23 protein-coding genes and 1 other RNA gene are annotated in these 26463 nt (G+C 60.3%); 6 read left to right on the forward strand and 18 right to left on the reverse strand.

Annotated elements, in window-relative coordinates; translation table 11 throughout:
- Positions 1-128: 128 nt before the first annotated feature.
- The 18 genes from murB to AC5I5B_RS02680 form a co-directional block, all read right to left on the reverse strand.
- A complete protein-coding gene (murB, locus tag AC5I5B_RS02595; RefSeq protein WP_004430753.1) occupies positions 129-1094 on the reverse strand; it encodes a UDP-N-acetylmuramate dehydrogenase in 966 nt (321 codons plus the stop codon).
- On the reverse strand, positions 1091-2506 hold the full coding sequence (gene murC / locus AC5I5B_RS02600; protein ID WP_004430751.1) for a UDP-N-acetylmuramate--L-alanine ligase: 1416 nt from the start codon (positions 2504-2506) through the stop codon (positions 1091-1093). The genes murB and murC overlap by 4 nt, the downstream gene beginning before the upstream one ends.
- Complete coding sequence (murG, locus tag AC5I5B_RS02605) at positions 2503-3639, reverse strand: undecaprenyldiphospho-muramoylpentapeptide beta-N-acetylglucosaminyltransferase (RefSeq protein ID WP_004430750.1); 1137 nt, start codon at positions 3637-3639, stop codon at positions 2503-2505. The genes murC and murG overlap by 4 nt, the downstream gene beginning before the upstream one ends.
- Positions 3640-3645: 6 nt before the next feature.
- Positions 3646-4800 carry a putative lipid II flippase FtsW gene (ftsW, locus tag AC5I5B_RS02610; RefSeq protein WP_004430748.1) on the reverse strand — a complete coding sequence of 385 codons (1155 nt, stop codon included), beginning with the start codon at positions 4798-4800 and terminating at the stop codon, positions 3646-3648.
- A gap of 5 nt (positions 4801-4805) precedes the next feature.
- Positions 4806-6215, reverse strand: coding sequence for a UDP-N-acetylmuramoyl-L-alanine--D-glutamate ligase (gene murD, locus AC5I5B_RS02615; protein WP_080866292.1), 1410 nt, complete (start codon positions 6213-6215; stop codon positions 4806-4808).
- 3 nt (positions 6216-6218) lie between these two features.
- A complete protein-coding gene (gene mraY / locus AC5I5B_RS02620) occupies positions 6219-7319 on the reverse strand; it encodes a phospho-N-acetylmuramoyl-pentapeptide-transferase (RefSeq protein ID WP_004430746.1) in 1101 nt (366 codons plus the stop codon).
- 23 nt (positions 7320-7342) lie between these two features.
- A complete protein-coding gene (locus AC5I5B_RS02625; protein WP_004430744.1) occupies positions 7343-8776 on the reverse strand; it encodes a UDP-N-acetylmuramoylalanyl-D-glutamyl-2,6-diaminopimelate--D-alanyl-D-alanine ligase in 1434 nt (477 codons plus the stop codon).
- A complete protein-coding gene (locus tag AC5I5B_RS02630) occupies positions 8773-10242 on the reverse strand; it encodes a UDP-N-acetylmuramoyl-L-alanyl-D-glutamate--2,6-diaminopimelate ligase (RefSeq protein ID WP_060727410.1) in 1470 nt (489 codons plus the stop codon). The genes AC5I5B_RS02625 and AC5I5B_RS02630 overlap by 4 nt, the downstream gene beginning before the upstream one ends.
- 57 nt (positions 10243-10299) lie before the next feature.
- Positions 10300-12042, reverse strand: coding sequence for a peptidoglycan D,D-transpeptidase FtsI family protein (locus AC5I5B_RS02635; protein WP_004430740.1), 1743 nt, complete (start codon positions 12040-12042; stop codon positions 10300-10302).
- Positions 12042-12602: a cell division protein FtsL gene (gene ftsL / locus AC5I5B_RS02640; protein WP_004430738.1), complete on the reverse strand. Its 561-nt coding sequence runs from the start codon at positions 12600-12602 to the stop codon at positions 12042-12044. Before ftsL ends, AC5I5B_RS02635 begins: the two co-directional genes overlap by 1 nt.
- A gap of 1 nt (position 12603) precedes the next feature.
- Entirely contained in the window at positions 12604-13629 is a 1026-nt protein-coding gene (gene rsmH, locus AC5I5B_RS02645) for a 16S rRNA (cytosine(1402)-N(4))-methyltransferase RsmH (RefSeq protein ID WP_004430736.1), read from the reverse strand.
- 14 nt (positions 13630-13643) lie between these two features.
- Positions 13644-14084: a division/cell wall cluster transcriptional repressor MraZ gene (gene mraZ / locus AC5I5B_RS02650; protein WP_004430734.1), complete on the reverse strand. Its 441-nt coding sequence runs from the start codon at positions 14082-14084 to the stop codon at positions 13644-13646.
- A 401-nt stretch (positions 14085-14485) separates the two neighbouring features.
- An RNA gene (rnpB, locus tag AC5I5B_RS02655) (RNase P RNA component class A) lies at positions 14486-14887 on the reverse strand.
- A 56-nt stretch (positions 14888-14943) separates the two neighbouring features.
- Positions 14944-16134: an FAD-dependent oxidoreductase gene (locus tag AC5I5B_RS02660; protein ID WP_111834731.1), complete on the reverse strand. Its 1191-nt coding sequence runs from the start codon at positions 16132-16134 to the stop codon at positions 14944-14946.
- Positions 16135-16193: 59 nt separating this feature from the next.
- On the reverse strand, positions 16194-17381 hold the full coding sequence (locus AC5I5B_RS02665; RefSeq protein ID WP_080866298.1) for an FAD-dependent oxidoreductase: 1188 nt from the start codon (positions 17379-17381) through the stop codon (positions 16194-16196).
- Positions 17382-17473: 92 nt separating this feature from the next.
- On the reverse strand, positions 17474-18013 hold the full coding sequence (locus AC5I5B_RS02670; RefSeq protein WP_003522187.1) for a lytic transglycosylase domain-containing protein: 540 nt from the start codon (positions 18011-18013) through the stop codon (positions 17474-17476).
- A 248-nt stretch (positions 18014-18261) separates the two neighbouring features.
- A complete protein-coding gene (locus AC5I5B_RS02675) occupies positions 18262-19041 on the reverse strand; it encodes an N-acetylmuramoyl-L-alanine amidase (RefSeq protein ID WP_035263585.1) in 780 nt (259 codons plus the stop codon).
- A complete protein-coding gene (locus AC5I5B_RS02680; RefSeq protein WP_004430712.1) occupies positions 19038-19778 on the reverse strand; it encodes a J domain-containing protein in 741 nt (246 codons plus the stop codon). Before AC5I5B_RS02680 ends, AC5I5B_RS02675 begins: the two co-directional genes overlap by 4 nt.
- Before the next feature lie 319 nt (positions 19779-20097).
- Here AC5I5B_RS02680 and AC5I5B_RS02685 point away from each other — a divergent pair, with 319 nt between their 5' ends.
- From AC5I5B_RS02685 to AC5I5B_RS02710, 6 genes are all read left to right on the forward strand, one after another.
- Positions 20098-21309 (forward strand): pyrophosphate--fructose-6-phosphate 1-phosphotransferase, encoded by a 1212-nt coding sequence (locus AC5I5B_RS02685; RefSeq protein WP_004430709.1) that lies wholly within the window; start codon positions 20098-20100, stop codon positions 21307-21309.
- Positions 21310-21361: 52 nt separating this feature from the next.
- On the forward strand, positions 21362-21997 hold the full coding sequence (locus AC5I5B_RS02690; protein WP_111834730.1) for a LysE family translocator: 636 nt from the start codon (positions 21362-21364) through the stop codon (positions 21995-21997).
- 125 nt (positions 21998-22122) lie between these two features.
- Entirely contained in the window at positions 22123-23196 is a 1074-nt protein-coding gene (locus tag AC5I5B_RS02695; RefSeq protein WP_020009278.1) for a lytic transglycosylase domain-containing protein, read from the forward strand.
- A 248-nt stretch (positions 23197-23444) separates the two neighbouring features.
- Positions 23445-24695, forward strand: coding sequence for a BtaA family protein (locus AC5I5B_RS02700; protein ID WP_060727415.1), 1251 nt, complete (start codon positions 23445-23447; stop codon positions 24693-24695).
- Positions 24692-25411, forward strand: coding sequence for a class I SAM-dependent methyltransferase (locus tag AC5I5B_RS02705; protein WP_004430702.1), 720 nt, complete (start codon positions 24692-24694; stop codon positions 25409-25411). The genes AC5I5B_RS02700 and AC5I5B_RS02705 overlap by 4 nt, the downstream gene beginning before the upstream one ends.
- A gap of 234 nt (positions 25412-25645) precedes the next feature.
- Positions 25646-26425, forward strand: coding sequence for a glycoside hydrolase family 25 protein (locus AC5I5B_RS02710; protein WP_060725255.1), 780 nt, complete (start codon positions 25646-25648; stop codon positions 26423-26425).
- Positions 26426-26463 lie beyond the last annotated feature (38 nt).

The raw sequence follows: 26463 nt of genomic DNA on the forward strand, positions 1-26463 counted from the left end.
CTGAGATAACATGCCGCTCGTCGCTTATGTCAAAAAACTATAAGATACAACTATTGACCGACCGTTACGGCCAACGCCAACGGTCATATGACGGAGAAGCCCCTGTAAGAAAATCGGAAGCCAAAAACTCAGCTTCCCAGAAAAGGCTCCACCTCACGGCCCGGCATGAAAAGCCCCAGCCGCTTGATTTCCCACTCCAGCCGGATACCCGACTTCTCGAACACGCGCTTGCGGATGGTCTCACCCAGATATTCCAGATCGTAGCCGGTCGCATGGCCGGTATTGATCATGAAATTGCAATGCAGTGATGACATCTGCGCGCCGCCGATGACCAGACCGCGGCCGCCCGCCTCATCGATGAGTTCCCATGCGGAATGACCTTCGGGATTCTTGAAGGTCGAACCACCAGTCTGCTCACGGATCGGCTGAACTGTTTCGCGATGGTGACGCACGGCGTCCATATCGGCGCGGATTTTCGCCTTGTCTTCCGGATAACCCTCGAACAATGCGCCGGTGAAGATCAGGCCCTTGTCGGCGCCGGAATGGCGGTAGCTGTAGCCCATATCGGCATTGGACAGCACATGCTGTTTGCCCTGACGGTCAACCGCATAGACTTCCACCACGCGCTCGCGCGTCTCACCGCCGTTTGCGCCCGCATTCATACGCAGCGCACCGCCGATGGAGCCGGGAATGCCGTAATAGAAATGGAAGCCGCCAATGCCGTTATCCATGGCCATGGCCGCAATATGCTTGTCCGGGCAGATCGCACCGGCCTTGATGCGGTTTTCGCCGGCAAGCTCCACCTGGCCGAAACCTTTGGCCGACAGACGGACGACAACGCCCGGGATGCCGCCATCGCGCACCAGAAGGTTGGAGCCGACGCCGACCACCGTCAGCGGCACGTCTTCCGGCAGAATTTTCAGGAAGGCAATCAGATCATCGGTATCGTGCGGCTGGAACATGACTTCCGCCAGACCGCCGGCTCTGAACCACGTCACGCGGTCCATGGGCGCATCCGGTGTCAGACGTCCCCTCAGTTCGTTTACCCCGTCGCCGAGCCTCCCCAGCAATTTAACCCCATCGACCTGTCTCATTCAGACTTTCCTGATATGCTCTTCAATTCCGAAGGCAGCGCTGCTGCCCATTGCGTGATATTTCCAGCCCCCAAGAGAACCACGAAATCACCCGGATTCGCAATGCCTGCAACCACTGAGGCGAGATCTTCCCGTTTCTCAAGAAAACGGGCGTCACGATGGCCGGCGGCCTTGATGGCCGAAACCAGCGCTTCCGAACTTGCGCCTTCGATCGGATCTTCGCCCGCAGCATAAACCGGGGCAAGAAGAATCGTATCCGCATCGTTGAAACAATGCGCGAAATCGTCAAACAGGCTGGAAAGGCGGCTGTAGCGGTGCGGCTGATGCACCGCGATGATACGGCCATTGCAGGCTTCCCGCGCCGCCGCCAGCACAGCCTTGATCTCGACCGGGTGATGACCGTAATCGTCGAAGACCTGTACGCCATTGGCTTCGCCCGTCAGCGTGAAACGCCGCTTGACGCCTGCGAAGGAGGCGAGACCCTTCTTGATGTCAGCTTCCGAAATACCGAGACGATTGGCGACGGCAATCGCGGCCGTCGCGTTCGAAACATTGTGTCGGCCGGGCATCGGCAGGACGAGATCCTTGAAGGAGAATATCTTGCCGGTACGACGACGGCGGATTTCCACGTCGAAAACCGAGCGTGTGCCATCGATGCGCACATTCGAAAAACGCACGTCGGCCTGCGGGTTTTCACCGTATGTGATGACCTTGCGATCCTCGATGCGGCCGACCAGCGCCTGCACTTCCGGGTGGTCAAGGCACATGACGCCGAAGCCGTAGAACGGCACGTTCTCGACGAACTGGCGGAACGCCGCGCGCACAGCATCAAAATTGCCGTAATGGTCCAGATGCTCCGGATCGATATTGGTAATGACGGCCACGTCGGCCGGCAGCTTCAGGAAGGTGCCGTCGGATTCGTCGGCTTCCACCACCATCCACTCGCCCTCGCCCATACGCGCATTGGTGCCATAGGCATTGATGATGCCGCCATTGATGACGGTCGGGTCGAGATTGCCGGCTTCCAGCAGGGTCGCGACCATCGAGGTGGTCGTCGTCTTGCCGTGGGTGCCGCCAATGGCGATGGCGTTACGGAAACGCATCAGCTCGGCCAGCATTTCGGCACGGCGAACGATCGGCAGGTGTTTTTCCCGCGCGGCGATGAGTTCCGGATTGTTCTTCTTGATGGCGGTGGAAACGACCACGACCTCGGCGTCACCGAGATTGTCCGCCGTATGGCCGACGAACACCTCGATGCCCTTGTCGCGCAGACGCTGCACATTGGCGCTGTCGGCCTGATCCGACCCCTGAACGCGGTGGCCGAGATTGTGAAGCACTTCGGCAATGCCGCTCATGCCGATCCCGCCTATGCCGATGAAATGGACAAGGCCTATGGCTTTCGGCATCTTCATGCCCCAACTCCTTCATTCTTCTTCTTGAATTCCTGTACGGACTGGCCGGAAGCAATGGCCTCCACCAAATCGGCCAGCACATCCGCCGCATGCGGTTTACCCGTTGCCTTGGCCGCCGCTGCCGTTGCCGAAAGACGATCCGGTTCCGAAAGCGCCGAGGACAGGAGGCCGGAGAGCTTCTGCGGCGACAATTCCGCCTGCTTGATGACGCTAGCCCCGCCCGCCGCCGAAAGTGCTGCCGCATTGGCGGCCTGATCGTGATCCAGCGCATGCGGATAAGGCACGAGAATGGACGGGCGGCCGATCACCGACAGCTCCGATACCGTCGAAGCGCCCGAGCGGCTGATCACCAGATCGGCCTCGCCGATGCGCGACGCCATGTCGCCGAAGAAGGGCGAAACGTCAGCCTTTACGCCAAGCTTCTGGTAGGAGGCGATGACGCTGTCCTTGTCTTCAGGACGCGCCTGCTGGGTGACGACGATGCGCTTACGCTGCTCGTCTTTCAGCAGGCAGATAGCCGCAGGCACCGCGCTCGAAAAGAACTGCGCGCCCTGGCTGCCGCCGAACACGACAAGCTGAAAAGTTTCACCCGTCTGCGACGGGGTATAGGGAATTTCAGAAGCCGCCAGCACCGCCGGGCGCACCGGATTGCCGGTCGCCACCGTCTTGTCGGAATATTGGCCATTGGCGGGCGGCAGGAAGCCGCCGGCGATCGCCTTCACACGGCCTGCCAGCGCCTTGTTAGCGCGACCCATCACTGCATTCTGCTCATGAATGATGGAAGGCACGCCAAGGCCGGTGGAAGCCAGAAGCGGCGGCACGGTGGGATAACCACCGAAACCGACAACCGCGACCGGCTTCAGTTTCGCCACCAGCCGGCGCGCCGCGCGCAGGCCAACCCAGAGCTTCCAGAGCGAACGCGCCACGGAAATCGGGTTTTTCGAGCCGATGGTGGCAGACGGCACCACATGGATTTCATCCGCCGGGAACTTGCCGGCATAACGCTCAGCGCGGCTGTCGGTGACGAGATGCACCTGATAACCGCGCGCCTTCAGCGTATGCGCGAGCGCCTCCGCCGGAAAAACATGGCCGCCGGTTCCCCCGGCGGCAAGAAGAACAATACCCTTGCTCATGATCGTTTACTCCGCGGGAACGCCGGAACCGACGCGGAAGAAACTCCGCTCCTGCGCCCGCTTTTCGGGTCTGTGGCGTGTCAGCGCCAGAAGGAAGCCGGCGGTCACGCAGATCGCCATCATCGACGAACCACCATAGGAAATCAGCGGTAGCGTCATGCCCTTGGCGGGCATCAGCTCGAGATTAACGCCGATATTGATCATCGACTGCATGCCGATCTGCAGCACGAGACCGGCCACGGCAAAGCGGCAGAAATCGTCCTTCTCCTTGAAGGCGTGCGACAGGCCGCGCAGCACGATGAAGGCGAAGATCGCAACGAGGAACATGCAGAAAACGATGCCGAATTCTTCCGCCGCCACCGAGAAGATGAAGTCGGTATGGCTGTCGGGAATGATGCGCTTGACGATGCCTTCACCCGGTCCGCGACCGAACCAGTCACCACGAATGATCGCTTCGCGTGCGGTATCGACCTGAAACGTATCGCCCTCACCCGTCCAGAACCGGTCGATACGACCGGCGACGTGCGGCAACATGAGATAGGCAGTCACAATGCCGCCGACGCCAAGGCCGCCAAGCATGATGATCCAGAACCACGGCACGCCGGCCATGAAGAACATGCCGCCCCAGACCACGGATGTCAGAATTGTCTGGCCGAAGTCCGGCTGGGCGATCAGGAGTGCCGCCACGATGCCGAAAGTGATGATGGCGAAGAGATTGCCCGGAATTTCCGGATGGCGCGCCCGCTCGGCAAAGAGCCATGCGCAGACGATGACGAAGGCCGGCTTCATGAATTCCGACGGCTGGATCGAGAAGGTGCCGATGGAAATCCAGCGCCGCGCACCCTTGACCTCGATGCCGAAGAACAGCGCGAAGATCATCATCAGCAGCGAGGCGATCAGCATGATGACCGCCACACGGCGCACCTGGCGCGGTGACAGGAAGGAAAGGCCGACCATGATCGCCAGCGACGGCACCATGAACATCGCCTGACGTTCCACGAAGAAGAAGCTGTTGAGACCGATACGCTCGGCAACCGCAGGCGACGCTGCAAAGGACAACATCAGGCCAATGCCCATCAGCGCGATGAACGCCGCCAGAAAGAAACGGTCGATGGTCCAGAACCATTCCGCGACCGGACCTCGATCAACTCGGCTTACCATGGCCTTCAGCCCCCTTTTCCAGAGTCAACCAGCATCGTCATGCCATCGAGCGCCGCGACCTGCGCGACGAACGAATCACCTCTGATTTCAAAGTTCTTATATTGATCGAAGCTTGCGCAAGCCGGAGACAACATCACGATATTGCCGGCCGTCGCATCTTTTTCCGCATCCGCCGCCGCATGCTGCACCGCTTTGTCCAGCGTGCCGGATATTTCGTATGGCACGGCCTCGCCAAGCGTTGCGGCAAATTCCGCCGCCGCTTCACCGATCAGATAGGCTTTGGCGATGCGCGGAAACAGCGGCGAAAGGCTGGTAATGCCGCCCGCTTTCGGCAGACCGCCGGCGATCCAGTAAATGCGGTCGAAACTCGAAAGCGCTGGCGCTGCCGCATCGGCATTGGTCGCCTTGCTGTCGTTGACGAAAGTGACATTGCCGCGCCGGCCGACCGGCTGCATGCGATGTTTGAGGCCGGGGAAGGATTTGAGACCGGCGCGGATTTCCTCTTCCGAAACACCCACGGCAAGGCAGGCGGCAATTGCGGCCGCCGCATTCTGCGCATTGTGGCTTCCACGAAGAGTCTGGATACCGTCGAGATCGACCAGCAGCGAGAAGGTGCCGCCATGCGCCCGCAGGATGTGGCTGCCTTCGGCATAAAGACCTTCGGAAACAACATTGCGTTTCGAAATGCGCTCGACCTTCACGCCGGCACGCTCGATGCGGTCGGCAATCAGCGTCGAATGGCTGTCATCCACACCGACGATAGCCGTGCCGCTGCCCGCCACCAGCCGTTCTTTGACGTCGGCATAATGCTGCATCGTGCCATGCCGATCGAGATGGTCAGGCGTGAGGTTAAGCAGAATGCCGGCAGTCGGATTGATCGTCGGCGCCAGATCGATCTGGTAGGACGAGCACTCGACCACGTAAAAGCGCTGCGCCTTCGGTGGATCGAGGCTCAGCACCGCCGTGCCGATATTGCCGCCGAGCTGCGTATCGCGGCCCGATGCCTTGAGAATATGCGCGATCAGCGCCGTCGTCGTCGACTTGCCGTTGGTGCCGGTGATGGCGATAAAAGGGCAATCCGGCGCATGGGCGCGCCGCTCGCGGATGAAAAGCTCGATATCACCGATGATCTCCACGCCCGCTGCCTTCGCAAGGTCGACCGACCAGTGCGGCTTCGGATGCGTCAACGGCACGCCGGGCGCCAGCACAAAGGAAGAAAACGAGGCCCAGTCTATCGTGTGCAGGTCCGCCGTGGTGATGCCTTCGGCCTCGGCCTTCGCGACGCTGTCGGGATTGTCGTCGAAAGCAACGACATCGGCTCCGCCGGCAACCAGCGCCCGGGCGGTAACGAGGCCCGAACCGCCGAGCCCGAAGAGAGCGACTTTCTTACCCCTAAACGACGTGACCGGGATCATCGCTCACCTCAGCTTCAGGGTGGCGAGGCCGAGCAGCGCAAGGCCCACGGAGATGATCCAGAAACGGATCACCACCTGGCTTTCCGTCCAGCCTTTTTTCTCGAAGTGGTGATGGATCGGCGCCATCAGGAAAACGCGCCTGCCGGTGCGCTTGAACCAGAATACCTGGATGATGACCGACAGCGTTTCCATCACGAAGAGACCACCGACAATCACCATGACGATCTCGTGCTTGGTGGCGACAGCGATCGAGCCGATCAGGCCGCCGAGCGCCAGCGAACCCGTATCGCCCATGAAGATGGCGGCAGGCGGCGCGTTGAACCACAAGAAGCCGAGGCCCGCGCCGATGACCGCGCCGACGATAACGGCAAGCTCACCCGTGCCAGGCACGAAATTGATCTGCAGGTAATTGGCAAAAACCGCGTTGCCGGCGAGATAGGCGATCACGCCGAAGGTAGCGGCAGCGATCATGACGGGCACGATGGCAAGCCCATCGAGACCATCCGTCAGGTTCACCGCGTTACCCGCACCGACGATGACGAAAGCACCGAACAGCACGAAGAAATAACCGAGATTGATCACGAGTTCCTTGAAGAAGGGAAAGGCGATGGAGCTGCCGAGCGTGCCGCCATGCGGTGCGGAAGCTAGCGCCATCTTCATCATGAAGAACACGGCAATCGCCGCAATCAGGAATTCGATGCCGAGACGGGCCTTGCCGGAAAAACCCTTGTCGCTCTGTTTCGTGACCTTGAGATAATCGTCGTAAAAGCCGATTGCCCCGAAACCGAGCGTCACCATCAAAACGGCAACGACATAGACATTCGAGAGGTCGCCCCAGAGCAGCGAACCGCCGAGGATACCGGCAAGGATCATCAGCCCGCCCATGGTCGGCGTGCCGGCCTTCTTGAAATGCGTCTGCGGCCCATCGGCACGGATCGGCTGGCCCTTGCCCTGACGCACGCGCAGCGAGTTGATGATGGCCGGTCCAAACAGGAAGACGATCAACGCAGAGGTGAACATCGCCGCCCCCGCCCGGAAGGTGATGTACCGGAAGAGGTTGAAGACTTGAATTTTATCCGACAGTTCGACGAGCCAGATCAGCATAATTGCCCTTTCAAAAGGCTATTTCAGACTTGGCGTTCCGTCTCGGGGAATGCCGGATACTTGTCAAGCAGCGCGGCGACAATCTTGCCGAAACCGAGGCCAAGTGACGATTTTACCATCAGCGCGTCTCCCGGTTGCACCCATTGCAGGGCGAAATCGGTGAGTTCCGCCGTCGTCGGGAACCAGATGACGGTCACGCTATCAGGCAGCGCATCGCGCAGCGCCGCCATTGCCTCGCCCGCAAGCCACACATGTTCGATACCGGCTGCGAGCAACGGCCCGGCCAGTTCCTCATGCAGCTGCGCGGAAAACTCACCCATCTCCAGCATATCGCCGAGAACGGCGACGCGCCGGCCGTGACCCTGCGTTTCCGTTTCCGCCAGCACGGCAATCGCGGCGCGCATGGAGGCCGGATTGGCATTGTAGCTTTCATCAATCAGCAGGAAGGAGCCGCCATTGATGGAGAGATGGTGGCGCTGGCCACGCCCCTTCACCGCCTCGAGCGATCCCAGCGCCTCAAAGGCGCGGTCGAGATTGGCGCCCGTTACGGCAACCGCGCCAAGGACCGCCATGGCGTTATCGGCGATGTGCCGGCCGGGAATATTGATGTGCAACTCGCTGGTTTCGCCGTTCAGTATCGCCCAGATCGTCGAGCCCGTCGCCGTGCTCTCGAAATCCGCGAGGCGGAAATCCGCCTTGGCGTGCTGCCCGAAGGTGAGGATATGTTCGATGCCCTGTTCCTGCGCCGCCTCTTCAAGCTGCTCGAACTGGGCATTATCGCGGTTGAGGATGACGGAACCACCCTCCTCCAAACCTTCGAAAATCTCGGCCTTGGCTGCGGCGATCTCTTCGATATTCTTGAAATTGCCGAGATGGGCAGGCGCAATCGTGGTGATGATCGCCACATGCGGGCGGACCATCTTCACCAGCGGCCGGATTTCGCCGGAATGGTTCATGCCGATTTCGAACACGCCGAATTCCGTATCGGCGGGCATGCGCGCCAGCGTCAGCGGCACACCCCAATGGTTGTTAAAGGAAGCCACTGCCGCATGCACCCGGCCGGATGGGGCCAAGGCCTGCCGCAGCATTTCCTTGGTCGTCGTCTTGCCGACCGAGCCGGTCACCGCGATGATGCGCGCTGACGTTCTTTCACGCGCCGCGATGGCGAGTTTACCGAGTGCGGTAAGAACATCTTCCACGACGATCATCGGCACCGTCAGACGGCCAAGAGCCGGCAGTTTGCCTTCGGCCACGACGAGCAGACTGGCCCCGTTGGCGACGGCAAAACTCGCATAGTCATGGCCGTCAACCCGGTCGCCCTTGATGGCGAAAAAGGCCTCGCCGGCTTTGACAGTCCGGCTGTCGATGGAAATGCCGGTGATTCCGGTCGACAGGTTGCCCACGGGGCGTCCTGCCGTAATGGCGATCATGTCGGCGACTGTCCATAACCAGCTCAAATTTTCGATCCTTCCAGCCCTGCCAGTGCAGCGCGCACCTGTTCATGATCGGAAAACGGCAGCGTCACGGAACCGACGATCTGCCCCTCCTCATGCCCCTTGCCCGCGACGATCAGCGTATCGCCATGCGACAGCATCGACACCGCATGCCGGATCGCCTCCGCCCTGTCGCCGATTTCCAATGCGCCGGGTGCCGCCGCCATGACTTCCGAACGGATCGTCGCGGCGTCTTCCGAGCGCGGATTGTCGTCGGTGACGATGACGATGTCGGAAAGCCGCGTCGCAACCTCGCCCATGATCGGGCGTTTGCCCTTATCACGGTCGCCGCCGCAGCCGAAGACGGTGACGATGCGGCCAGAGGTGAAAGGCCGGACCGAGGTCAGCACGTTCTCCAGCGCATCCGGCTTGTGGGCGTAATCCACATAGGCGAGCGCACCGTTCCCCGTCTGGCCGACAAGCTCCAGACGTCCGGCAGCACCGATCAGCTTCTCAAGCGCCTTGAGCGCTGTTGTCGCGGCAACGCCGGTGGACATGGCGAGACCTGCAGCGACGAGAGCATTCGCAACCTGAAAATCACCCGCCAGCGGGATGTCGACTTCATGGATCACGCCGTCATGATGCACTTCGATCATCTGCTTGTGACGGAAGTGCTCCACCCGTTTCAAGGTCAAATAATCACCCTTGCGGCCGACGGTGCGCACATCGAGACCCGCTTCGCGCGCCGCCCGGATTGCCTGGTCCGACCACGGATCGTCAGCAAAGATCACTGCGGGAGAGCCCTTCTCCATCAGCGTATCGAAGAGCCGCATCTTCGCGGCCATATAGTCCTCGACGGTCGGATGATAATCCATGTGGTCGCGGCCAAGATTGGTGAAACCGGCGGCTGCCAGCTTCACTCCATCGAGACGGCGCTGGTCAAGACCATGGCTGGACGCCTCCATCGCCGCATGGGTCACGCCTTCGGCCGCAAGTTCGGCGAGAAGCGCATGCAGCGTCACCGGATCGGGCGTGGTGAGCGCGCCATAATCCTCGCGGCCGGGAGCGATGACGCCCGTGGTGCCGATCTGGGCGGCGGCATGGCCGGCGAAAGCCCATATCTGCCGCACGAAGGAGGCGACGGACGTCTTTCCGGCAGTGCCGGTGACGGCGACCATGGTTTCCGGCTGTTTTCCGTAAAAACGGGAAGCGGCAAGGGAGAGATAAAGGCGTGGGTCCGTGACGGAAAGCACCGGCACATCAGCCTCCAGCGCGTGTCCGGAAACGACAGCAACCGCACCCTTGGCAACCGCGTCCTTTACATAGGCCGCGCCATCCGCCCTGGTGCCCGCAACCGCCACGAACAGGCTGCCGGGCGCAGCCTTGCGGCTGTCTGCGGTGATCCCCCCGATTTCGATCGCCCCGATCTCAGACAGGAGCAATTCTTTCAATTCCGGAAACGCATTTCCGGATATATCTCGCAAATTCATCGACTGTGTCCGTCTTGTCCCCCCGGCGCGAATCGCCGGAATATCATAAGCTAACAATCAATAAGACACGAGCAAGGCCGAGCCATCCTTGCCGAACTTCGGCTTCACGCCCAGCACCGCCGCCGTGCGGGTGATGATATCGCGCACCATCGGCGCCGCAGAGGTGCCGGCAAGCGCTGCGCCGTTGCCCTTGTCCGTCTTCGGCTCATCGATGAAAGACAGCACGACATATTGCGGATCGTCCATCGGAAAGGCCGAGAGGAAGGCGTTGAAGTTCTTGTCGTGCACGTAACGTCCGTTGACGACCTTGTCGGCCGTACCGGTCTTGCCCCCGACGTTGAAACCATCGACGCGCGCGTTGCGGCCCGAACCGTTGACACCATTCCATTCAAACAGAAAACGCATGTCCTTGCTGGCGCCGGGTTTCAAAACCTGCTTCGCCACCTGATCGGCCTGTTCGCGGGTACGCGGCAGGAAAGTCGGTTCGATCAGTTTGCCGCCATTGACGAGTGCTGCACCGGCGACTGCCGTCTGCAGCGGCGTCGTGGAAACGCCGTGGCCGAAGGAAATGGTGATGGAGTTGATCTTCTTCCATTCGCGCGGCTGCGACGGCAGCGCCACTTCAGGCAATTCGGTCTGCATGCGGGTCAAAAGGCCAAGCCGCGTCAGGAATTCCTTGTGGCCTTCCGTTCCCACGGTGTCGGCGATCTTGGCCGTGCCGATGTTGGACGAAAACTGGAAGATTTCCGGCACCGAAAGCATTCGGCCCTTGCCGTGGAAGTCCTTGATGGTGAAACCGCCGATGCGGATCGGATAACGCGCATCGAAAGTATCGCCGAGACGGACGCGGCCCGAATCGAGACCCATGGCAATCGTGAAGGACTTGAAGGTGGAACCCATTTCGAACGTGCCGTTCGACATGCGGTTGAGCCAGCCTTCCTTGGCACCTTCGGCCGGGTTGTTCGGGTCGTAATCCGGCACGGAGGCCATGGCGAGCACTTCGCCGGTATGCACATCCAGAACCACCGCGCCAGCGCCGATCGCCTGGAACTTGGTGATGGCCGAGGTCACGACTTCACGGACAATGGACTGCACGCGCAGATCGATGGATAGCTTCACCGGTTCCAGCGGCTGGTCGCTGGTCATGCCGAGCGCCGTCAGATCGGCAAGGCCCTGGCTGTCGACGTAACGTTCCATGCCGGCAACGCCACGGTTGTCGATGTTGACGTGGCCGACGACATGCGCAGCGGTCGGCCCGCCGGGATAAAAGCGGCGCTTTTCCGGACGGAAGCCGACGCCGGGAATACCGAGCGCAAGAATCTGGCTTTGCTGCTTCGGCGTCAGCTGACGGCGCAGCCACTGAAAGCGCGAATTGGAAGAAAGCTTCTGATAGGTGCCGCGCTGGTCGAGATCCGGCAGGACAGTACGCAGCTTCTCAATGGCCTCGTCGATATCGACGATGCGATGCGGTTCGGCAAACAGCGAGACGGTGCGGATATCGGTGGCCAGAACCTCGCCGTTGCGATCAAGAAGATCGGGGCGCGACGCCATCAGCCGGTCTGCGGGCGCGATGCTCGACACTGTTTCCTGTTCCGCCATGCCATATTGCACGAGACGGCCGCCCACGACGGCATAAAAGGCGACAAAACCGAAAATCAGAAGGCCAACGCGGCTTTTCGCCTGGGCGGCCCGCTTCTTGCGGGCGCCCTCAAACGCCGCATGGTCGGTATAGACACCGGTGGTGCTGGCGGAAAAGTGAGCCTTGCTCTTCAAAACCATGACGCGGGAGAGAAAAGACATCAGCGGTTCACCGATCCTGTTATGGTTTCATCCATATCGCCGGTTTCATCACCAGCGGCGGCGGAGGCGACCGGTACAGGCGCCGGTGCCGGACGTGAAACGCGCGCACGTGGCGTGGGCACCGGAACGCCGTTGACAGCGATCTGGCCCGCAGGCGGCGATTTGGGCTTCGAAGCGCCACCGAGGGTAGCCCCCGGCTTGGAGCCATTGACGGCGGCGGCGATGACATCCTCGACGCTCATACCTTCAGGCTCAGGCGGCTGCGGCAATTGCGAGCGCAGCATGGGCAACTCGCGCGGCTGCGCCAGCTGCGTCGGCAGCGTCGGCGAAAGACCGAGTTCCGTTTGATAGGCATTCACCAGACGGTGCAGACGGTTCGGCTGCGTCAAGAGCGCCCAGTCGGCCCTCAAAAGATCGATCGTATCCTTTTCAAGCTTGATCTCGGCCTCCAGCTTGCGGACTTCCTCAAGCTTCAGATCGGCCTTGTGCTTGATCGAATAGGTCACCACAGCCGCAGCGACCATGACCCCCATCAAGATGACATCGAAAGTGCGCAGCATATCAGCCTCCCATCTTTTCAAGGCTGGCGAGATCAGGAAGCTCGAAAATCGAGAAATCTGCAGCGCGCGCCGGGGCTGTGGTGCGCAGGCCAGCGCGAAGCTTGGCCGAGCGAGCCCGCGGATTAAGTTCCGCCTCCTCGTCGCTGGCGGCGATCATTGGCTTGCCGATGTTCTCGAAAATGGCCGGCTTATCCTCCACCATCGGCAGATGCCGGGAACCGGCGGCCTTGCCCGAACGGTCGGAGAAGAATTTCTTGACGATACGGTCTTCCAGCGAATGGAACGTGACGACGACCAGCCTTCCGCCGGGCTTCAAAACCTGCTCGGCGGCAAACAAAGCCTGCGCCAGCTCGCCCAGCTCATCATTGACGAAAACGCGCAGCGCCTGAAACACGCGCGTTGCGGGATGGATCTTGTCCTTCGCCTTGCGCGGCGTGACGATCTCGATAAGGCCCGCCAGATCACGGGTGGTTCGGAACGGCTCTTCCGCCCTCTTCTTTTCAATGGCGCGGGCAATGCGGCCGGGCTGCTTCTCTTCACCGAGAAAACCGAAGATGCGGATCAGATCGCTGACCTTGGCGCGATTGACGACATCGGCCGCCGAGACGCCGGAAGCGGACATGCGCATATCGAGGGGGCCGTTTTTCTGGAAGGAAAAACCGCGCTCGGCCTCGTCGATCTGCATGGAAGACACGCCGATATCGAGAACGACGCCGTCAAGCCCGCCTTCAGGCGCATGCTTCGCGAGATCGGAAAACTGAGACTGAATAAGCGAGAGCCGGCCGCCATTGGCGGCAACCATGGCCTGGCCGCCAGCGATCGCGGTCGGATCGCGGTCGAGCGCGATGACATTGGCGCCCTGATCGAGAATGGCCTGGCTATAACCGCCGGCGCCGAAAGTACCATCGAGAATGATCTTGCCGGGCGCAGGCTCCAGCGCGGCAATGACTTCGCGAAGCAGGACAGGGATGTGACGCTGAGGTCCGCCATCGGCATCAGAAGATCGTCCGCCAGAATTCGCCGCCATCCCGTGTCCCCGTCCTATGCGGGGCGAGCAGCCGAAAAACCGCGCCCCGCTCTTGCTTCCGCCTGCGCCGCCAAAAACGCATCCGGTTGCCAAAGCTGAAAATGATCCGCCCGCCCAACGAAGGTGACCTCGGTGGATATGCCGGTGAATTCCCGCACAAAATCCGTCACCATCAATCGACCTTCCTGGTCGAGCTTCATGAAAACGCCGCCGCCGTGAACCAGCAGCGACATTGCGTTCGCCTCTGGCGAGAAAGCATCCATGGACGCAATCTGCCGCTCGTAGCGCTCCAGCAAATCCGGACCGCCGACACTGATTGCCGGAAACGCAAAATCCTGGAGACAATAAAGCTCCTGAATGCCGCGCTTCGCCAGCACCGAACGAAACGGAGACGGAACCGAGACGCGCCCCTTGGCGTCGATCCTGTTCGTCACGTTCGATAAAAAGCGGTCCATTACTCAACTCGCCAAAACCGCATGCCGCAAAGCGATCCATCCGCTCCGCAGCCGACACCGGTACGCACGACACATCGCCAAGCGCCAGGGCGACATGCCCTGCAGCAGCCCCTCGTAGGCTCCTCACTCGTTTCAGCGATTGCGGGTCAAAAACACGACCCAATGTGGTGTGCATTTGGGATATCATGGGACACTATGGGCGTCAATGGGAGAAGCCGGCACGATACCGACTTCGCATCGGAAATTCATAAGCCGTTAAGTTTAACGAATGGTTTACTTGACGCGCGACGATGCGCTTTCGCTGCGTGAAAATTCGCCGCAAAACAACAATTTCTCTTTTATGAAACAACGGGATAACTAAATCCCACACGAGACCTGCACTTCAGTGCCGGAAAGGAAAATTCGCCAGTTGGCCTGTAAGCCGGGTTCTGTATGGCCCCGGTTTGACCCGGAACGTGGCAGCCATTCATCTGGGACGGCATTTGCATGCCGCCTCGCGCAACCCACCCGGATGACGGGCCTGGAAACCGGCTGTGAACGGGCTTTCGCCCATCCCGTGTCATCCCTATTCGGTCTTGCTCCCGGTGGGGTTTACCTTGCCGCCGCTGTTACCAGAAGCGCGGTGGGCTCTTACCCCACCCTTTCACCCTTACCATGCGATGCATGGCGGTTTGCTCTCTGTGGCACTTTCCCTGGGGTCACCCCCGCCGGACGTTATCCGGCACCGTATTTCCGTGGAGCCCGGACTTTCCTCACCTTACCGTCTTTCGACATTGGTAAAGCGCGGCTGCCCGGCCAACTGGCATGGGCTCCATAACCATGTTCCGGGGCGAAAGCCACCGAAAAGCGCAGGCAAGGACTAAAGAAATGCGGGTTTGAAATCCGTTGAGAAGGCCCCGTCGGCGATTTCTCCGTCCCGCAGCAGCACAGCGCCAAGCCGGCCGATCTCATCGGAGCTCTTGGCCGCCGTGCCGTTGCCGCCGGTCAGAACCGCGATGCGCGACGAGGCGGTGAAACCGATGGCCGGATAACCGCTCCCCGTTTTGGAGACGACGCAGGCGGCCATCGAGACACGCGAGAGATCAATGGAAGGCACCAGCGTTCCGACGATGTCAGAGAGATGATCCCGCACGCTTTCACGTCCGCCGGAGCGGAACCATTCCCGGATTTCCGGATCGCTGCCCAGCCTCTTGTCATCGGGATCGCCGCCGATCTTCAGGTAGAATTTGCCATCGGGATAGCGCACCGGCGGCAGCAGATAGATATGTTTTGTCGGCTCTCGCGGCTCATAGATCAGCGATGGCATGTCCGCATATTGCGCAAGGTCACCCTCGTCTATCTCGAAGAAAGCGACGGTGCGTGCATAGACATTAAGCGCCACCGGCTGCGGCAGAAGATCTTTCATGATCGAGAAGCCGCCGGCCGCCACCAGCACCCGGTCTGCGGTATAAACCGCGCCCGAGGCCGTCTGAACCGATGCCCGGCCACCCTCTTCCCGCGTCGAGACGACGATATCATCGATAAGCGAGACACCTGCCTTTTCAGCGAGAACAGCCTGCGCCTTCACCAGCGCACGCGGATTGACGTATCCGGCATTGTTCCTCTCGAACACTCCCTCACAACCCGGCTCGAAGGAGAAATAGGGAAAGCGGTTTTCGAGGTTTTCCCCGTCCAGCAGTTCCGTGGAAACGCCAAGCCGTGCCGCCGCCGTGCGGACATCATCGACAAAAGGATTATCGCCGCCCCGTTCGGGCCCCACCATCAGGCAGCCGACCGGTGCATAAAATTCAACGCCGCTTCTTGCGGCAATATCGGCATAACGCGCGATCGAGCGATTGGCGAGCAGCGCCCAGTCGGCGTCACCATCGATGGTGCGGGTAATCCGCGCTTCATCATAGTGGCTGGCGAAGACACCCTGATGCGATTTGATGTCGGCAGGTTCACCGGGACCGATCAGCGCGACGCCATCCGCCGTTTCCGCCAGATGGCGGGCGGCGGCCGCACCCATCATGCCGCGACCCACGACAATATATTTGAAATGTCCCGACATGCCGCCCTCTTTACCCGCTCACTTCCGTCGCAACCTTTTAGCCGCTTCGTCCGTAAATGTCAGACGAAAACCGGCGACATTTCAGCGGCGAATTCATCCTCGGTCAGCTGGCCGTTCAGAAGCAGCACAGCACCCAGCCGTCCAATCTCGTCCGAAGACTTGGCGGAGACGAAATTGCCGCCGGTCAGAACCGCGATATTGGAGGATTGCGTATAGCCGATATAGGGATAGCCGCTACGGGTAATGGAGGCGACACAGGAGCCGGAGGTCACGGGGCAGCCGGCAAGCTCCGGCATCAGGGATAGCGCCCGCTTTTTCAAAAATTCCACCTCACCCGGCGTACCGTCCGAGTGGAACCAGTCTACCGCTTCGGTGAGCGTTTCAAGCCTGCCCTTCTCGCTTTCTCCGCCGATCTTCAGATAGACATTGCCATCGGGATAACGCACCGGCGGCAGGATATAGACGATGTCGTCCTCGGTTTCCGCGAGCACGATGGTGGAAGGCATCGCACCGAACAGGGCCTGCCTCGCCTCATCCAGCTCGAAAAACACGATGGTACGGCCCGTTGCCGCCATATCGACCGGCGATGGAAGAAGTTCCGCCATGTTGGTAAAACCGCCCGCCGCGACAATGACCTTTTCGGCGGTATGGACGGCCCCTTCGCGGGTCGAAACCTCCACGCCATGGGAGGTGTCGCGAATATGCGCCGCCGTCTCACGCAGCAGTTTCGCGCCCTGCACCTCGGCAACGGCGCACTGCGCTTTCACCAGGGCGCGTGGATTGACGTGACCGGCATTCTGCGCCTCGAAATAACCGCTGTGATCGGCCGGCAGGGAGAACATCGGAAACCGGTCTACCAGCACATCACGGCCCAGCGTCTCTACGCCGAGATCAAGACGGTCGGCCGAGGAAAGGGCGCGCGAGACATAATCTCCCGCAAGACCCTTGCCGTTGCCGGTGAAAAGGCAGCCTGCTTCAGTGAAAAAGCGGATACCGCTTTTGGCCTCGATCTCCGCATAACGGCGGATGGAGCGTTGCGCCAGTTCCGCCCAGACCGGATCGCCGTCAAACCCGCGTGTGATGCGCGCCTCATCGTAATGACTTGAAAACACACCTCGATGGGTCTTGCGATCGGCGGGTTCGCCCGGTCCGATCAGCGCCACGCCATCCGTTTGCGCCGAAAGATGCCGCGCCGCGGCCGCTCCCATCATCCCGGCCCCGACGACGATATATTTGAAATCCGGCATGTCATGCTCCGTATCAGCTTTGCTTCTGACTACAGCATGCCGGGCCGAACCGGAATCGCTTTTCGCAATTTAACAAGCAATGCAAACCGGCCTCAGCCGGCCAGCAGCGCCTGCACCTTGCCGCAATAACGCTTGGAGACCGGGTTCATGCGGGTGGCGCCATGGCCGGCATTGTAACGCAGGATCGTGCTGCAGACCTGGCCCCCGCCCAGCTGGTGCGCCGTCGCCAGATATTGCATGCCCCAGCGAATATTGGTCTCGGGATCGTAGAGCGCCTTGGTGGTGCCGCGATAGCCCATCATCCGCGCCGTTGCCGGCTTGATCTGCATCAGCCCGACCTCGCCTGCGCTGCCGCGGGCCTTCGGATTGAACTTGCTTTCGACCGAAACCACGGCATGCGCCAGATTGGTGGGAACGCCGTAACGCTTGGCATATTTGACGATCAGATCGGAATAATCGTTCCTGAGCGAGGAAGGCAGGCTCTTTTCGGGGATGGGATAACCGGGCTTGCGGAAGAAGGTCTCCAGCGTCACGGTTTTGGTCTTGACGTCCTCGTCTTTGGCAAAAGCAATCCCCGCCTGCGAAGCGAGCATAACAACGCCCGCCACGACAGCAACAACAACCCTGTTCATATGTAGAAAAATTCTCCAGATCGGATGACCGGAACAATGAAGCGACACAAATAGTCTGCGCCCGGAAAGTCGATCGCGACCTTCCGCTGTCCAGTCTCCTTGATTGATATTGACGGTAAGTTCCCCTGAAGAACGACACCGCATGCAGTGACGTTCTTAAACTTCCTCAATGCGGATTAACTGTGGCACAAGAAAAAAAGCGACTTGAACACGCTGGAAAAGCGGGAATGCTTTTCCAGAATCGGCGGTTAAGCGCCCGAAAATCTCGGCAGGCTGGCGATCAGCCGGTGCAGCGTGTCAATGGTGGAGAAATCCGCGATGCCATCCACCAGAGCGGGGCGGAAATGCCGCTGGAAAGCAGCCACGGCGCCTTCGGTTTTTTCGCAATAAGCGCCTGTTATTTCAACGCCATAACCATAAATGGACAGCATCGACTGCAGCGCTTCGACCGGCTGGCCATGGTCCCCGCGCTGAAAAAAGCGCCCGCCACGGATCGGCGCAGGCTCCACCCAATGGCCGACACCTTGCTGCGACAGGATGTCCCACGGGAATTTTTCACCCGGATCGACCTTGCGGATCGGGGCGACATCCGAATGCGCTAACACCCTTTCAGGGGCGATATTCCAGCGCTGGCCGCAATCGCGACACAATTCGATGACGGCTTCGATCTGCTTTTTCGGAAATTCCGGCAGGCCGCCTGGATGGCCCTGATTGGCAATTTCGACACCAATAGAGCGGGAATTGATGTCTTCGTCCCCCGCCCAGGTACTTTTGCCCGCATGCCAGGCACGGCGGGTTTCCGACACGAGCTGGATGACGCGCCCGTCCTCGAAGACGAAATAATGGCTGGAGACCTGGCTTTCGGGATTGCAGAGCCATGACAGCGCACCATCGGCCGTCGTCATGCCGGTATAGTGCAGAAGAATGATGTCAGGACCGGCTACACCCAGCCTTTCGCCATGATTAGGCGAAGGCGCAACGGCTGCGCCCCCGAAATCCGGGGTAAAATCCGGCAGACATTCACTCATGCGACGCGGCGTTCTTTCTCAATGGCCGCATAAGCGGCGTTGAGAGCCGCCATACGCTCATTCGCGGCCGCATGCAATTCCATGGGAACGCCGCGGGCGATGAGCTTGTCGGGATGGTGTTCGGCAACCAGCGTTCGGTACCGCTTGCGGATATCCAGAAAATCGTCCGAAGGTGAAACACCGAGTACGCGGTAAGGGTCGCGCCCGTCCATGTGGACGTGCCGCGCCATGATCGTTTCGAAATGATCTTCGGTGATACGGAAGATTTCCGCGATCCGGCCGAGGAAGGCCAGTTCCCGCTCGTGGATCAGCCCGTCGGCCTTGGCGATGTGGAACAGGCCGTCGATGACACTTTCCAGCATCTCGCAATTGGCGTGCCCGGAACCGCAAAGACCCGCCAGCCGCTCCGCATAGGCTTCGTAACCTGCAACGTCCTGACGCGCGAGGTTATAAAGACGAGCGACGTTCTTGGCTTCTTCTTCCGGGAAATCGAAAATCTGCCGGAAAGCGCGAACCTCGGCATCGTTGACGACCCCGTCGGCCTTCGCCATCTTGGCGGAAAGTGCAATGATGGCCACGGAAAAGGAAACCTTGCGGCGGGTTTCCGGATCACCTTCGAAAAGGGTGCGGATGGCTTCCACCACGCGCCCGAGTGCACCGCCTGCCGCGTCGCCGATTGCGCCGAGCAGCCGTTCCCACAGGGATGAAATTTGCAGACACGCGAAATCGAACATCATGCGACAAGCATGACGGGATATTGCCGCGAATGCAATATGTCCAGCGGTCCGGCGGCATTAACTTTTATTCATCTTTGCGACAGTTTTGCTTCAGGAACAAGAGCGCGGCAGACGATGGGACCACGGTTTTCCACAGACGGCAGATAGCCGGCCACCGGCTATGCCGATTGAAACGATTATATTCCACCACTTTGCTCAAGCCGCTGAAAAACCGCGAGAAATCCGCGTTTTTCTTCATAAATTCACTTTACACCTACACGCGGCTGTCGCATCCATTTGCCAGACATGTCTTTGGGTATATGTGAAAAGGAGAGCCATGATGGCCAAACAGAAAGTCGCAATGCTGACCGCGGGTGGCCTTGCGCCCTGTCTCTCTTCGGCCGTGGGCGGCCTGATCGAGCGTTACAGCGACATTGCGCCCGAGATCGACATCATCGCTTACCGCTCGGGTTATCAGGGCGTGCTTCTGGGTGACCGTATCGAAATCAACAAAGACATGCGGGAAAAAGCGCATCTGCTGCACCGTTACGGCGGCTCGCCGATCGGCAACAGCCGCGTCAAGCTCACCAATGCCGCCGATTGCGCCAAGCGCGGTCTGGTCAAGGAAGGCGACAATCCGCTGCGCGTCGCCGCTGACCGGCTGGCGGCCGACGGCATCACCATTCTCCACACCATCGGCGGTGACGACACCAACACGACGGCTGCGGACCTTGCCGCCTATCTCGGCGCGAACGGCTATAACCTCACCGTCGTCGGCCTGCCGAAGACGGTGGATAATGACGTGGTGCCGATCAAGCAGTCGCTCGGCGCCTGGACGGCCGCCGAAGTCGGCGCCTCCTTTTTCGACAATGTCAGCAACGAGCAGAGCGCTGCACCGAAGACCTTCGTCATCCACGAAGTCATGGGCCGCCATTGCGGCTGGCTGACGGCCGCCACCGCCCGCGCCTATATCCAGAAGACCAGCGGCAATGAATATGTCGAAGGCCTGATGATGAACACGCAGATGAAGAACATCGACGGCATCTACCTGCCGGAAATGGCCTTCGACATCGAGGCGGAAGCCGAGCGCCTGAAGGAAATCATGGACAAAAACGGCTATGTCACGCTGTTCGTGTCGGAAGGCGCCGGCCTTGATTCGATCGTTGCCGAACGCGAAGCGTCCGGAGAGGCCGTCAAGCGCGACGCCTTCGGCCACGTCAAGATCGACACGATCAATGTTGGCGGCTGGTTCCAGAAGCAGTTCGCCAGCCTCATCGGTGCTGAACGCTCCATGGTGCAGAAATCAGGCTATTTCGCCCGCTCCGCCGCCGCCAATGGGGACGATCTGCGCCTCATCCAGGGCATGGTCGATCTCGCGGTCGAAAGCGCGCTCAACAAGGTCTCCGGCGTCACCGGCCATGACGAAGACCAGAATGGCAAATTGCGGACGATCGAGTTTCCGCGTATCAAGGGCGGAAAGCATTTCGACCTCTCTGCAAAATGGTTTACCGAAGTGATGGAACACGTCGGTCAGCCGTTCACAGCGGCCTGATTTTACGATAGTCTAAAATAAGACGGCGACAGGGAGGGCAAGGAGGAAGAGAATGTCTGGACAGGCCTGGCTGATTTTTTGTGCAGCATGTGCCGTTGTGTTCGCACTCCCCTCTCCCCTTGTATTCTCTGTTGCCTCCTATGCCGCCATCGGCGGCAAAAAGACGGTCTTCGCCTCCGCTGTCGGCGGCGCGCTCGGCATCGTCACGGCCATGATGATTTCGGCCATTCCGGTGGCCGGTCTCGCCTACCTGCCGCAATCCTTCGTGGAAATCGTGCAATGGGCCGGCATCGGCTGGCTGATGCTGTTTCTGTTGTGGACCTTCGCCACGCCGGCCGCCCAAGCGGCCAATGCCGATAATGACAATCTGCCGGGCAAATCCTGGAGCGGCATTTTCCGCGATTGTTACGCCATTGCCGCTTTGCGCCCGCGCTACTTCACTTTCTTTCTGGCGCTGTTGCCACAATTCGTTTCCACGTCAGGCAACACAATTGAAACGCTCGCCATGGCGCAGGCCGCCATCCTGCTTCTGGCGCTTGTGATTCTGACCGCGCAGGCGCTGTTTGCAGGCCCGACGCTCGCGCTGGTGCGCCGCATGTCGGGCGACAAGAAAATCCGGCCGAAATACCGCACTCACTTCATTTCCGGCCGCGCTGTCAGCGCCGGATACAGGCGCATCGCAGCCTGAAAAACCGGGCCGCCACGTCCCGGCTTGCCGCTATCCTTACAATAGGTTAATGAAGGCTCGACGGGACACTGCCTGCTTCGCTCGACGCGGGGGTATCGAAAGACAGGCATAACGAAGGCGGCAACATGCGAAATTCGGGCAAATTCCGCGGAAGAAGTGCACTTCTTCTGTCTTCCACCGTGGGTCTGGCACTGGCATTGAGCGCATGCACAAGCGTCGAATATACCGCGAAGGAAGGGCCTAACGGCCCGAAGATCGCGACGGTCAATCCCGCTACCACTCCTGCGCAAACATCGACGCAGCCGGCAACGGCCGAAGCCGCAGCGGGCGCAACCTCGGCAGCATCAGCGGTGCAGACCGCCGAAACCGCAACCTCTTCCCAGCCAGCAGCACTTCCCACTGCCGTCGCCGTCAAGGGCGGACGCGTGGCCCTGCCGCCGGCGTCCGAAATCGCAGCCGCCGCAGCCATCACCGCCCAGATGCAGCCGCACCAGACGGAAGTGGCTCAGGCCGCAGGGGCGACATCCGCACCCACCGCCGTTGCAGCACTCGCGCCGACAGGTGCCGCTCCCGCGGCAGCAGCCATCGAAACGGCGGCCAAGCCGGCTGCCCACAATGCCGCCGCCGATCTGCCGCAGGTGGTTGCCATCAAGGGCAGCTTCCCTCCCGCACCGCCGCCGCCCGGCTCGCCCTCCATCGGCACCGAACTGACGGCGGAACGCAAAGTCATTCCGCTACCGAAGCCGGACAGCACGGTTCTGGCTTATGCCGCCGGCCCCACCAATGCCGCACTTGCCGCCATCCGGCAGAACGAATCAATGACGGCGCCGCTCAATTCCGCGCCGGCTGGACGCGAAAAGCTGAGCGGCCTTATTACCAAATACGCCACCATGTATGATGTGCCGGAAGATCTGGTTCACCGCGTGGTGCAGCGCGAGAGCCGATACAATCCCGGCGCCTATAGCAGCGGCAATTTCGGCCTGATGCAGATTCGGCACGCCACGGCCCGCTCCATGGGCTTCGATGGCCCCGCCTCCGGCCTCTTCGATGCCGAAACCAATCTCAAATACGCCGTCAAATATCTGCGCGGCGCATGGGTTGTGGCTGGTAACGACCGCGACAATGCCGTCCGGCTTTACGCACGCGGTTATTATTACGATGCCAAGCGCAAGGGCATGCTGCACGTTCTGCGCAAGTGATGGCCTCTGGCGGCGCTGGGAGCGCCGTGCAGCTAAGCGGCTTTTCCAAATAAACGCCGCGACGTTTTTTCGTCATCCTCGGGACCAGCCCGAGGATGACGCCGTATCCAATGGAAGCTTATCGGCAATCCGAGATAAGGGCTGGTTTTCCACCGTCTCCTTTATTCCCCGCCTTTGCCCACAGCCCCTGTCATCAAATTGTAGTGTCACGGCTGTAGACGCCTCTCAATCGACTGAGAGGTGAACATATGACAAGTGCGGCACCCAAGACCGGCTTCAGCAAGAACACAAAACTGAAGTCCGCATTGCTCCAGCACAAGGCGCTCTCAAAAAGCGGATTGTCCGAGCGCTTCTTCGGCGTCCTCTTTTCCGGCCTCGTCTATCCGCAGATCTGGGAAGACCCTGAGATCGACATGGAAGCGATGGAGCTTGGCGAAGGCCACCGCATCGTCACCATCGGCTCAGGCGGCTGCAACATGCTGGCCTATCTCTCCCGCAACCCTGCCAGCATCGATGTGGTTGATCTCAACCCGCATCACATCGCGCTGAACAAGCTGAAGCTTGCCGCGTTTCGCCATCTGCCGGCCCATCAGGATGTGGTGCGCCATTTCGGCCGCGCCAACACCCGCAGCAACAGCCACGGTTATGACCGCTTCATCGCCGAGCATCTCGACGCCACGACCAAGGCTTACTGGTCGAAGCGCACCCTTTCCGGCCGCCGCCGCATCTCGGTGTTCGACAGGAACATCTACCGTACCGGCCTGCTCGGCCGCTTCATCGGCGCCGGCCATCTCATGGCCCGGCTGCATGGCGTGAAACTCACCGAAATGGCCAAGACCCGGACGCTGGACGAACAGCGCCAGTTTTTCGACAACAAGGTCGCACCGCTATTCGACAAGCCGGTAGTGCGCTGGCTGACGAAGCGCAAAAGCTCGCTTTTCGGCCTCGGCATTCCGCCCCGACAATATGACGAGCTGGCAAGCCTTTCCGACGACGGCACGGTTGCCTCCGTGCTGAAGGAGCGGCTCGAAAAGCTCGCCTGCAACTTCCCGCTCAGCGACAATTATTTCGCCTGGCAGGCCTTCGCGCGCCGTTACCCGGAGCCGCATGAAGGCGCACTGCCTGCCTATCTCAAGCCGGAATATTACGAGACGATCCGCAACAACACGGCGCGCGTCGCAGTGCACCACGCCACCTATACCGAGCTTCTCTCGCGCAAGCCGGCAAGCGCCGTCGACCGCTACATCCTCCTCGACGCGCAGGACTGGATGACGGACGTGCAGCTCAACGAATTGTGGTCGCAGATCAGCCGCACCGCCGCCTCGGGCGCACGCATCATCTTTCGCACCGCCGCCGAAAAGAGCGTCATCGAAGGTCGGCTTTCCCCTGATATCCGCAACCAGTGGGTCTATCTCGAAGAGCGCTCCAACGAGCTCAACGCCATGGACCGCTCGGCCATCTACGGCGGCTTCCATATTTACGAGAGGGCTATGGCATGAAAACCATCGGCGAGAATGTGGGCCTTGCAGACAGCGCGCATGCGAGCCTGATGGACCGCATGTATCGCCACCAGCGGCATATCTACGATATAACCCGCAAATATTACCTTCTCGGCCGCGACAGGACCATTTCCGGCCTCAACGTGCCGAAGGGCGGCACGTTGCTGGAAGTGGGCTGCGGCACCGGTCGCAACCTGCTGCTGGCCAGCCGCAAGTTTCCGGACGCGAAACTGTTTGGCCTCGACATTTCCGCCGAAATGCTACTGACCGCCTCCGAGAATTTCGCCGGCAAGGCGGAACGCCCCATTCTGCGCGTGGCCGATGCCACCGCCTTCCGTGCTTCTGAATTCGGCCAGTCCGAAGGCTTCGACCGCGTCATGATCCCCTATGCGCTGTCGATGATACCGGACTGGGAAAAGGCGATCGAACAGGCGCTCACGGCGGTAAAACCAGGCGGTTCGCTGCATATTGTCGATTTCGGCCAGCAGGAACAGTTGCCGAATTGGTTCCGCACGCTTCTGCAAGCCTGGCTCACCCGCTTTCACGTTACGCCCCGCGCCAATCTCCGCTATGTTCTGGCCAATATGGCCGGCCGTTTTGACGGTAACCTCGAATTCGAGGAAATCGCCCGGGGCTATGCGTGGCGGGCTGTCATCACACTTCCGGTCGTTGAAGCGCAGCAGCCGAAAATCCACCGCATATTGGCCGACGCCTGATTCCCGGGGGCGGTGCGAATCTTTGGGGGCCAAAGGGGGGGCGACCTCAAGGCTCCTGCCGGGCCAGATTTCGGCGTTAAAACCGCAAACCGCTTCGAATCCAGCGACTTGCGGGGTGCAAAAAGCACGTTGCCCCTTGCCATATCAGTTTGTTTACCATGTTATGCATAAATCGGGAGATACGGCGCGCCATTTTGCTGCCGTGGGATGGGCAACATTTTCATCAGGATTCCAATGCGGCTGCGTTTATCGGCACTATTGTCGGCTTTGCTGTTGATCGGCGGCTGCACCTCCACCAGCTATGACCTGCTGGAAACCGCATCCGTTTCCAAACCGAAATTTTCCGATACCGATCCGCAGGATTTCGGCATGAACAACCCGCACCGTCATGAGGTGCACGGCATCGACGTGTCCAAATGGAATGGTGATGTCGACTGGCAGACCGTCCGCAAGTCAGGTGTTTCCTTCGTCTTCATCAAGGCGACAGAGGGATCGGACCGCATCGATCCGAAGTTCGGCGACCATTGGCGTAGCGCGGCAGCCGCGGATATTCTGCACGCGCCCTATCATTTCTATTATTTCTGCTCGACAGCGGATGCCCAGGCGGACTGGTTCATTCGCAACGTGCCAAAGGATGCCGTCACCCTGCCGCCGGTTCTCGACGTGGAGTGGAACCCCTCCTCGCCCACCTGCAAGACGCGCCCGGCGCCGGGCGTCGTTCGCACCGAGATGCAGCGTTTCCTTGATCGTATCGAGGCCCATTATGGCAAGCGCCCGATCATCTATACCTCTGTTGATTTCCACCGCGACAACCTCGTCGGTCAGTTCAAGGATTACCATTTCTGGGTGCGTTCCGTTGCCGCCCATCCGGCCAAGATCTACGAAGATCGCAAATGGGCCTTCTGGCAATATACGGCAACCGGCGTCGTGCCCGGCGTAAACGGTCCAACCGACATCAATGTCTTTGCCGGCACGGAGAAAAACTGGCGGAAATGGATTGCTTCGGCCAAATAAGACGGCCAAGAAGCAACACTTTCGAAAAATCGGCGTTG

This window comes from Agrobacterium sp., assembly GCF_059499945.1.